A 9,675-nucleotide genomic window follows, 5' to 3' on the forward strand; every position below is an offset into this window, starting at 1 on the left:
CATGCAACCAAGCTTACGTGAACGGGTGTTGCAACCGCTACATGCGCTACGAAAATCCCCTCTATCTCGCGGAAGAGGCGGCGGCGTTGGACCTCATCGCCGAGGGGCGCGTGGCGCTCGGCGTTTCGCGCGGTTCGCCCGAGCCGGCAGAACGCGGATGGGAGGCCTTCGGATATCGCGGCGGCCAAGCCAACGGCGCCGACATTGCCCGGCAGAAGTTCGAACTGTTCATGGCGGCGGTCCGCGGCGCGGGAGTGGCGCGATCGGCGCCGCTGGAAGAACAATACCCCGCCCTGTACAAACCGGGAATTCCGCTGCCCGTCTTCCCGCAGTCCCCGGGTATGGAGCGGCGTATTTGGTGGGGTTCTGGGTCGCACAAAACGGCTGAGCAGGCCGCGCGCGACGGCGTGAACCTCATGAGCTCGACCTTGGTGCAAGAATCCGACGGCGCCTCCTTCGGGGAGATTCAGGCCGAGCAGATCGCCAGATACCGCGCGGCATGGAAGGAGGCGGGCCACGGCTGGACGCCCAGGGTCTCGGTCTCCCGCACGATCTTTCCGCTGGTCGCCGAGGAGGACCGACAGCTGTTCGGCGTCCGCGGCGAGGGGGAGGATCAGGTCGGCTACCTCGAAGGCGCCACCAAAACGACCTTCGGCCGAACGTACGCCGCCGAGCCCGACGTGCTCGTCGAACAGCTCAAGGCCGATCCCGCAATCGAGGCCGCCGACACCCTGCTTTTGACGATTCCCAACCCGCTGGGGGTGGACGTCAACTTCAGGATTCTCAAGAACTTCGCCGACTACGTCGCGCCCGCCCTCGGCTGGATACCGGCGACGGAGGGCACGGAGGGCGCCGCCGAGGGGCGTTCCGTCGGCTGAGGCGCGGTAGGCCGAATCGCGCTTCGCAGAATTGCGCGGCGGTTGGAGCCCGAGGGTTCTGGGCGGGCCTGACGGCGGGTCCTAGGGGATGCCTTCAAGATCCGTGTGCCGTTTCGCTCTGGCCGGCTTCGCGGCAGGTCCGAGACGGTGCGGCAGCGGGGTTCCAAGTCGACCGGCGGCGGTGCGCAGGCTCTGAACAGGGCCTTCTTGTCCACAACTCCTCGTGGCAAATCGACAGCAGTCTTTCCGTGTGGTCAAATGTTACTCAAACAACATATTCACGCGAGGAGATTCGATGACGAAGACACGGCTGCGTTCCCTTTTCGGCGGCGCGGCAACGTTATCACTGCTGATTGCACCGATTGCGGCTCACGCCGACGGGCGCGGAACCCCCGGGGGCTCCTCCGATTCGCAGATTTCCGCGGACGGCCGGCCGACGTACAAGCCGACGCCGCCGCAACCGGCGCATACTCAACCGGCGCAGCCGCGGGTTCCCAAGCCCGCCGCCCCGAACTCGGGCGCACCGGCCCCGAGCTCGAACGCGCCCGCCGAGGCGAATGGAACCGTGACTCTCGATCTGTACAACCTGACCGACGTCCACGGCCATATCGAGAAGGCGAGCAAGAACGGGGCCGTCACCGAATCCGGCGTTTCGGCGGTCGGCTGCTACCTCGACAAGGCCCGCACCGCCAACGGCGACTCCTCCTTCACGCTGCTCGGCGACAACATCGGAGCCTCGCCCTTCACGTCCGGCTCGCTGCAGGACAATCCGACCATCGCGGCGCTCAACGAGCTCAAACCCGTGGCCTCGACGATCGGCAACCACGAGCTCGACCTCGGCGTCGACGTCGTCAAGCATCGCATCGACGGAACAGGAGGGTACACGAAGGTCGGATTCCCGTACCTCGGCGCGAACGTGGACGGCATGGGCCGGTACCTTGGCGACAAAGTGATATGGACGTCGGCCTCCGGCGTCCGGGTCGCCTTCATCGGGGCCATCGCGGGCGACGTGCCCTACAAGCTCAGCCCGGGCGCCACGGCGGGGTTGACGTTCAACGACCCGATTCCCAAGATCAACACGATGGCCAAGGAGCTCAAAGACTCCGGCCAGGCCGACGTCGTGATCGCCATGCTTGACGACGACGTCAAGAACAACTATCCGAAGATGGGCCCGTCCGTCGACGGGATTATGGGCGGCGACACGCATGTGCCCTACAAGTTCTCGATGGTGAACGGGGCTCGGGGCAACAAGCTCTCGGCCATAGCCTCCGGATCGTACACCGACAACCTCGGCAACCTGCAGATCACCTACGACAAGGCGGCGAAAAAGGTTGTGCGCTCCGAGGCCAAGCTCATTCCCGCTTCGGAAGTGGCCCAATGCGGCGAGAAGGAGTCGATCAAGCAGATCGTCGACAAGGCGGTGGAGGATTCCAAGGCGGCCGGCGACAAGGTGGTGGCCACGGGCTACGGCTCCGCTTTTTCCCGTGGCGTCTTCTCGTCGAACGGCGAAGCGCCCGACCCCGGTTCCAACCGCGGCATCGAGTCCTCGCTCGGCGACCTTGCCGCGGACTCCCTTCAGGAGACTGTGGTCACCAAAGAAGGCAAGCCGGTGGACATCGGCGCCATCAACGCCGGAGGGCTGCGCGCCGACCTCGTCCCTTTGGCGAACGGAGACATCACCTACCGTCAGACTTTCGCCGTCCAGCCGTTCTCCAACCAGCTGGGGTATGTGACGATCACGGGCGCGGATTTCAAGAAGGCCCTCGAGCAGCAGTGGAAGACCAACCTCAATACACAGAATTCCCGGCCCATGCTTAAACTGGGCTTGTCGCGGAACGTGAAGTACACCTTTGACCCGGCCAAGCCTTATGGCAATCGCATCACGTCTGTGACGGTCAACGGAAAGCCGCTCGATCTCAAACGCAAGTACACGGTCGGCTCGGTCACCTTCCTGCTTTCCGGCGGCGACTCGTTCGACGCCCTGACCGCTGGCGGCGCCCCTGTCATCACCGACAATCTCGACCGCGACAAGTTCAACTCGTATCTGGCCGCCAACCCGGGCCTCAAACCGCGCGCCGCAAAATCCTCCATCGGGGTCACCCTTCCCTCCGAGCCGGTCAAGGACGGCCAGACGATTGACGTTTCCCTCCGCGGGCTTTCCTTCTCCGAAGGGCCGTCGGTGACGAAGAACGTCAAAGTGAACGTGGGGGAGGCGTCCGCGACGTCGCCGGTGGACAACTCGTTGGCGGATCCGGACGCGAACAACGAAAAGGCGACGATCACGGCCGACGGCGCCGGCCGCGCAGTCGCCAAGGTGAAGGTCGACGGCAAATGCGCGGCGAATCCCGGGAAGCAGATCAAGCTTCCCGTCACCGTGAGGACCGATTTCGCCGAAGTAGTGGGGGCCGAGCAAGGGCTGACCGTCGCTGTGGCGTGTGGCAGATCGGCGCAGCCGACCGCTTCGCCTTCGTCCGCCGCCCCCGGAGCGCCTTCGGCGTCGCCCTCGGCCGGTCCGAGCAGCACGGCCGCGCCCACCGCCACCGGCAGCGCCAAACCGACTCGGAGCGGCGACCCGAGCGACGGCGGCAAGCCAAGCGCAAGCTCGAAGCCGAGCGCCACCGCTGCTCCAAGCGCCACGGCGAAACCCAGTGGCACGGCGAAGCCGAGCGGCACGGCGAAACCGAGCGCCACTGCTGCTCCAAGCGCCACGGCGAAACCCAGTGGCACGGCCAAACCCGACAACCCCAAGGCCGCGCCCACCGCCACGGTTAAGCCCAGCGCAACCGCCGAGGCCCCGAGGCCCAGCGGCGACGCCTCGTCCGGCTCCGCGCTTCCGAGCGCAGTAGACCCCGGCAGCAACGGGCCCCGCGACGGCGACAGGCCGGGAGAAGACATTCGGCCCAGCCCCACTGGAGATCCGGATCCCGCGAAGGGCAATGCTCACAAGCGGAGCGAACGCTCCGTGCCTCATGCATCGCAGGTGCCTCATGCATCGCCGGCGAACCTCAACGGGGACGGGTCCGATGCAGGCAAAGCCAAGCCGACGGCTGCCAAGCGTAACCTGCACACGCCGGGTCTGGCGTACACGGGCGCCGAATCGCTTCCGCTTCTCATCGCGGCCCTTGTGCTCCTGGCCCTTGGCGGCTTGCTTGTGGCCCGTCGTCGGACGGCTCAAGAAGACAACTGAAGCAACAGGCGGAAGGCCGCCGGTTTTGGGCACGGAGAGCGGCGCCCAACCGGCGGCCGCGTCGAACCTCCTTCCGGCCGATCGAAAGCGTATGCTGAGTGAAGCGCTTGCGCCGATCGCATGCGTCGATCGGCCGGAGCGCCCCTGATGCGCCGCGGGTCGAACTACATCCTCCCAACGAGTCGCGGCGCGTCAGTCTGCCCGCGGCTTTGTTCCCTTGCGCGGGGCGCAAGAGCCCGCGTTTGGAGGCGGAAGGCATTGCTGCGCGGTCGCGCCTGTGCCGCGGGTCAAAGTCCGCTTGGCTGGTGCCTTCTGACTCTTCCTGTTGATCGTTTTCTACTTGTTCGCAGCGCGCGATTTTATGGCCGTTGTGATAAATTTCGACTTGTTTCATCCGTCTTGCGGCGATGTCGAGGCGGGAGCGCTGTGTCCTTGGGTGTCGATTGAGAGGCAGGGAACTGTTCATGGTTGATGCCCGCCCGTCGCCGCGCGGTCTCAAACGCCTGGCAACCTTTCTTCTGTGGCTCGGCGCTCTGGCATACATCAGCGCGATAGGCGAAGCGATCATCGGCTGGCCTCTCGGCATCCACGATTCCTATCTGTCCGAACTGGCGGCGCGCCAGTATCCGAAGAGCTGGCTCTTCCGCCTCACGGACTTGCTCAGCGGCGTCGCCATCTTCTCCGGCACCCTGCTTTTCGTTCGGCAAGCGGGGTTCCAAGCCGGACTCCCTGGAAGATCCGCTTCGATCGTGCAAGGCAAAATCACGCAAGGCAAAAGGGCCCTGCGCGCAGGCTGGGGCTCCCTTTGTCTCTTCCGCCAGGCTCTCGCCGCAGGGCTCTTGACCTTCGCCCTCGCGACGATCGTCGACAGCACGGTGACCCCGTTGGATTGCGCCTTGTCCCTGCCGGAATGCCGCGAGCAAATCGAGGCCGGGGAAGCGGGACGATACGAGTGGATGCACGACGCCTCGAGCGTTGCGGTGGGAGTGGGCACGGTGACGGTCGCTTGCAGCCTCATTCTGATCGTCCTTTTCCGCCATCGAGCGCGCTACTCGCTCGGGATGCGGGTCGCGGCCCCCTCGCTTGCGGTCAGCGTCGTTCTCCTCGTCGGTTTGCTCACGGGCGCCGAGCTTTTGGGAGTCGGCCCCGTCGGCCTCGCCCAACGAATCCAGGTTTCCTTGACTGGGGTTCTCATCGCTTTCGCGCCGGCGGGATTCGACCCGGAAGGAGCGTTCGCCGTGCGGCGACGCCGCAAGTGACGCGGCGTCCAATGCCGCCGCAATCGAGGGTTCCACAGAAATCGCACGCAGAAAGCAGTGATTTTACAGGAACTTCACAAGTTTTCGTGATGGCATTGATGGGAAAATGGGAGGCTTAAAAAGAGTCCATGCAGCTATGCTGCGCGACGAGCGAGGTGACGCGATATGACGTGGCTGATTCTTCCGGGGTGGGGGCTCCCTCCGAAAGACTACGAGAAGTTGGCGGGCCTCTTGGGGCCGGACACCCGCACACTCGATTCTTGGAAGGTCCCTCTGACTGCCGACACCGACGACATTCGCGCCGAGCTTGGAGCATTGGATTCGCCGAAGGTCGACCTCCTCGGGCATTCGCTCGGCGGCCTAGCCGCGATCGAGTGGGCGCTTCGCCGCCCCGACCAGGTCAGACAGCTGGTTCTCATCGACCCCACCGCTCCAGACGAGGTCCCGTCGCGCTTCCATGTAGAGGGGAAGCTTCGACGGGGAATGGACAAGCTGGCCGGCGCCGCCGTCGAGGCCCTGTGGCGCGTGGGGCCCCAGATTCGTCGATGGGGAATCCGCCAAACCACCGGAAGCGAAGACGCCCTCCCGATCGACGAGGCGCGTGCGCGCTACGGGACGCGGGAAAACAGCCGGCGCCTTGCAGAGCAGCTCTCAGCCAGCTGGGCCCATGCCGCCCGGGTCGATGCTCTGCTCGACGCCGGCGCAGCGGGACGTCGCAGCCCGGCGCCGCTTCTCCTCGTCGGCGCGGGCAACGGCAAGCAGCGTCGATTCCTGCGCAGCCAGTGGGATCTGGGACGCAAACTGCACGCTCGAACGATCATGCTGACCGGCCAGAATCACGTCTTCCCACTGACGAGGCCGGATCTAGTTGTGCGCCACATTGAAAACCTGTGAACCGCGAATACTTCCGGGCTCAGTCCATCCGCGTCCACAGCCCGCCTGGTTTCGCGTCGCACCGCACGCTGCCCGCCCTCAAAACTTCAGAGTCCCTCCAATCCCAGAAGAGCCGGGCCGCCTGCCGGGCATCAATGGGCAAGGCAGGCCTCTGATCCTCGATAGGCAAGGCAAACCTCTGACCCTCGACGGGCAAGGCAGGCCTCTGATCCTCAGTTGGCGGGGCGAGCCTCCGGGCGGACGAACGGGAAGGCGAGGGTCTCACGAATCGAAGCGCCCAGCAGGAACATCGCTATCCGGTCGACGCCCAAGCCGAGGCCTCCGGTGGGGGGCATTCCGAATTCGAGGGCCGAAAGGAACTCTTCGTCGACCTCCATGGCCTCGGGGTCGCCGGCCGCTGCCCGCAACGACTGCTCGGTGAGCCGCTGGCGCTGATCGATCGGGTCGGTCAGCTCGGTGTAGGCGGTGCCGAGCTCCATTCCGAAGGCGACGAGGTCCCAGCGTTCGGCCAAGCGCGGGTCGCCTCGATGGCGCCGCGTCAGCGGCGAGGTTTCAACCGGGAAGTCCGTGTAGAAGGTGGGGGCGCCCGTGCTGCCTTCGACTAGCTCCTCGTAGAGCTCGGTCACGAGGTCTCCCGCGGTCATCGAGGCGGCATACCGGATGCCTCGCTCCCGGCACAGTCGCTGGAGCTCGCCCGCGGGCGTGTCCGGGGTGACGTCGGCGCCGACGGCCTGCGAGACCGCCGCGTGCACGGATACGACCGGCCATTCGCCGTCCAGGCTCACGACGCCTCCGTCGGGCGCAGGCGCGACGGGCTTCCCGTGGACCGCCCGCGCCGCCGTCCGAATGAGATCCTCGGTGAGCCTGCGCATCGTCGTGTAATCGCCGTGCGCTTCGTAGGCTTCCAGGGCCGTGAACTCGGGGTTGTGCGTAGAGTCCGCGCCCTCGTTGCGGAAGTTTTTGCCGATCTCGAAGACCTTCTCAAATCCGCCGACGCACAGCCGCTTAAGGTACAGCTCGGGCGCGATTCTCAAGGTCAAATCGAGGTCGTAGGCGTTGATGTGCGTTGAGAACGGCCGTGCGTTCGCCCCGCCGTGGATGCGATTGAGCATAGGCGTTTCCACCTCGACGAAGCCGTGCTCGGCCAGCCTCCCTCGGATCGCCCGCACGGCCGCGCTGCGTGCCAGAAGGCGGCGTCGCGCCTCTCCGCCGAGCGCAAGGTCCATGTGGCGCTGCCGCACGCGCGCTTCGGCGTCGCGCAGCCCCCGGTGTTTGTCCGGGGGAGGGGTGAGGCACTTTGCGGCCATGCGCCAGCCCTCCGCAAGGACGCTGAGTTCGCCGGAGCGGCTGCGGCAGACCGCGCCCGTAACGCTGACGAGGTCCCCGGGATCGACCGTTTCCCTCCAGAGCGCCAGTCCGGCTTCGGGGCGGTCGGCGGTGAACATGACCTGGAGCTCCACGCTTCCCTCCCGCAGATCCGCGAAAAGGACTCCGCCGTGGTCACGCACTCGCACAACGCGTCCGACCACCGAGACGGCCCCCGAATCGTCCCTCACGTCGCTGAGCGCGTGGCTTCTCGGCACGTCCGCGGGATAGGGGTCGATGCCGACGTCGATCAGGCGCGCCAACTTTTCCCTGCGAATTCGCTGCTGCTCGGAAAGCTGCCGCTCCGGCACGGTCGGCGTGAAAAGATCCTCTTCCTGTTTGCGCACGGCTTCGGCGAGCTTTGCCGCCGTCTCCGGGAGGTTGAGCTGCGATGCTCGGGAGCGGCGCTGGAAAGTGCGGGGAAGCTCGGGGACGAAGCCTTCGGCCTGCCCGACGGCGATGAGCACCTGGGTCAGCTGCGCCGTGCTGCCGTAGCAGAGCAGGCGCGGGCGCCATTGCGGCAGGTACTTTTCGTTTGACTGGTAGAGAGAGTGAAGCTGCCACCAGCGCGAAGCGAAGACCAAAACCTTCCGGTTGAGCTTCTCGAGCGGGGAGGCGCCGATGCGCTCGCCGCGGGCGAAGGACTCCCGGAACATTGCGAAATTCAAAGAGATTTGCGTGATTCCCAGCCTGTCGGCATTCGCGATCAGCTGGGTGACCATGAGCTCGGTGACGCCGGACATAGCGGCCGGGGAACGCCGCATGAGATCCAAAGAGACGTCCCGGCGGCCCCACGGGACGAAAGACAGGAGGCCGCACACGTCGCCCTTCGCCGTGTGTGCGGTGACGATCACCGTGCGCCCGTCGCGCGGGTCGCCGATCCTCCCGGAGGCCATGGAAAAGCCGCGCTCCGGGCCGCCGCGCCGCCACACGTCGGCGATCTTGACGAGCTCCGCCAGCTCGTCCGCGGGAATCTCCGACTGACGCCGAACCTGCACCCGGTATCCCGCGTTCGTCGGCCCCGCGATTGCTTTGCGGACCGCTCGCAACGCCGGGTTTGCGAGCCTGAAGGAGGCGACGTCGATGACCGCTTCGTCGCCCAGGACGATCGCCCTGAGGCCCTGTGCGCGGTACGCCCTCGCCCCGTCTTCGCTGGCTGAGATGACTCCGGGGACCCAACCGTAGGAACGCGCGTGCTCCAGCCATTTCGCAATTGCCTGAGGCCACGACTGCCTGTCTCCGATGGGATCGCCGGCGGCCAAACACACGCCGAAGACCACGCGAAACGACAGGGCCGCCTTGCCGTCGGGGGAGAAGACCGTTCGTCGATCGTCACGGGTGGCAAAGTACCCGAGCGAATCCGCCGAGCCGGCGGCGACGAGGAGCCGCCGCACCGCCAGTTCGTCGTCGTAATCCCTTTGGGCGTTCTGCGGAGCGGCGCGGAGGAAGACGACAATGGCCAGCACGAGGGTCGCAACCGAGATGACGCCCGACGCCGTCTCCACCCAGTACGGCCCTTCGATGGGCGAGCGGAAGGGGCGCTGGTCGGACGGGAGGCCGAGCGCCACAGAAACGCTCCAGTTGACCGCTTGGCGAAAGGGAAGTCTGCCGAACCCCGCCGTTTCCAGGGCGAAAAAGGCGAATCCGGCCGACGTCGCGAACCCCAACGCGATGACGAGGCACGCCCGCCGCAGGGCTCCGGGGGCCAAGCGGGCGGGAAAGGCGCTGCGCATCCAGAAGGCGCTCGCGACGACGAACAAAGCGAATGCCAAAGACGCGAGAAAATGCCAGCCGTGCGGGCGGAATCGCTCCGAAGAGTCCGAGTCGATGTGAGAGAGGACGGTCGCGACCGCCAACGCGACGATCATGGAGACCTGCCACATCGCCACGGACAGCCACAGCGCGGCGCGTTGGCGCCGCAAAAGCCCCAGTGAAAGGAAGGTGAGCAGGAAGAAAGACAGCAGGGTCGGATAGGAAGGGATGTTCGTCACATTGAGGACGCGAGCGACGGCGTAGACGAAGTCCGGAACGAAGGCCAGCAAGAGCAGCGCCACCGCCTGCCACACGGCGAAAGCCTGCACAGTGAACACCA

5 protein-coding genes are annotated in these 9,675 nt (G+C 66.0%); 4 read left to right on the forward strand and 1 reads right to left on the reverse strand.

Annotation, left to right across the window (positions count from 1 at the left end; translation table 11 throughout):
* The 4 genes from ACO48X_RS09515 to ACO48X_RS09530 all read left to right on the forward strand — a co-directional run.
* Positions 1-878: LLM class flavin-dependent oxidoreductase (locus ACO48X_RS09515; RefSeq protein WP_485001849.1), on the forward strand; the 878-nt coding region annotated here is incomplete at its 5' end.
* A gap of 295 nt (positions 879-1,173) precedes the next feature.
* Complete coding sequence (locus tag ACO48X_RS09520) at positions 1,174-4,065, forward strand: bifunctional metallophosphatase/5'-nucleotidase (protein ID WP_485001850.1); 2,892 nt, start codon at positions 1,174-1,176, stop codon at positions 4,063-4,065.
* A gap of 464 nt (positions 4,066-4,529) precedes the next feature.
* Positions 4,530-5,324 (forward strand): hypothetical protein, encoded by a 795-nt coding sequence (locus ACO48X_RS09525; protein WP_485001851.1) that lies wholly within the window; start codon positions 4,530-4,532, stop codon positions 5,322-5,324.
* Positions 5,325-5,489: 165 nt separating this feature from the next.
* Entirely contained in the window at positions 5,490-6,218 is a 729-nt protein-coding gene (locus tag ACO48X_RS09530; protein ID WP_485001852.1) for an alpha/beta hydrolase, read from the forward strand.
* A gap of 212 nt (positions 6,219-6,430) precedes the next feature.
* On the opposite strand, the gene lysX is transcribed toward ACO48X_RS09530, so the two are convergent.
* Positions 6,431-9,675: bifunctional lysylphosphatidylglycerol synthetase/lysine--tRNA ligase LysX (gene lysX / locus ACO48X_RS09535; RefSeq protein WP_485001853.1), on the reverse strand; the 3,245-nt coding region annotated here is incomplete at its 5' end.

It is taken from the genome of Peptidiphaga sp. (genome assembly GCF_057238965.1).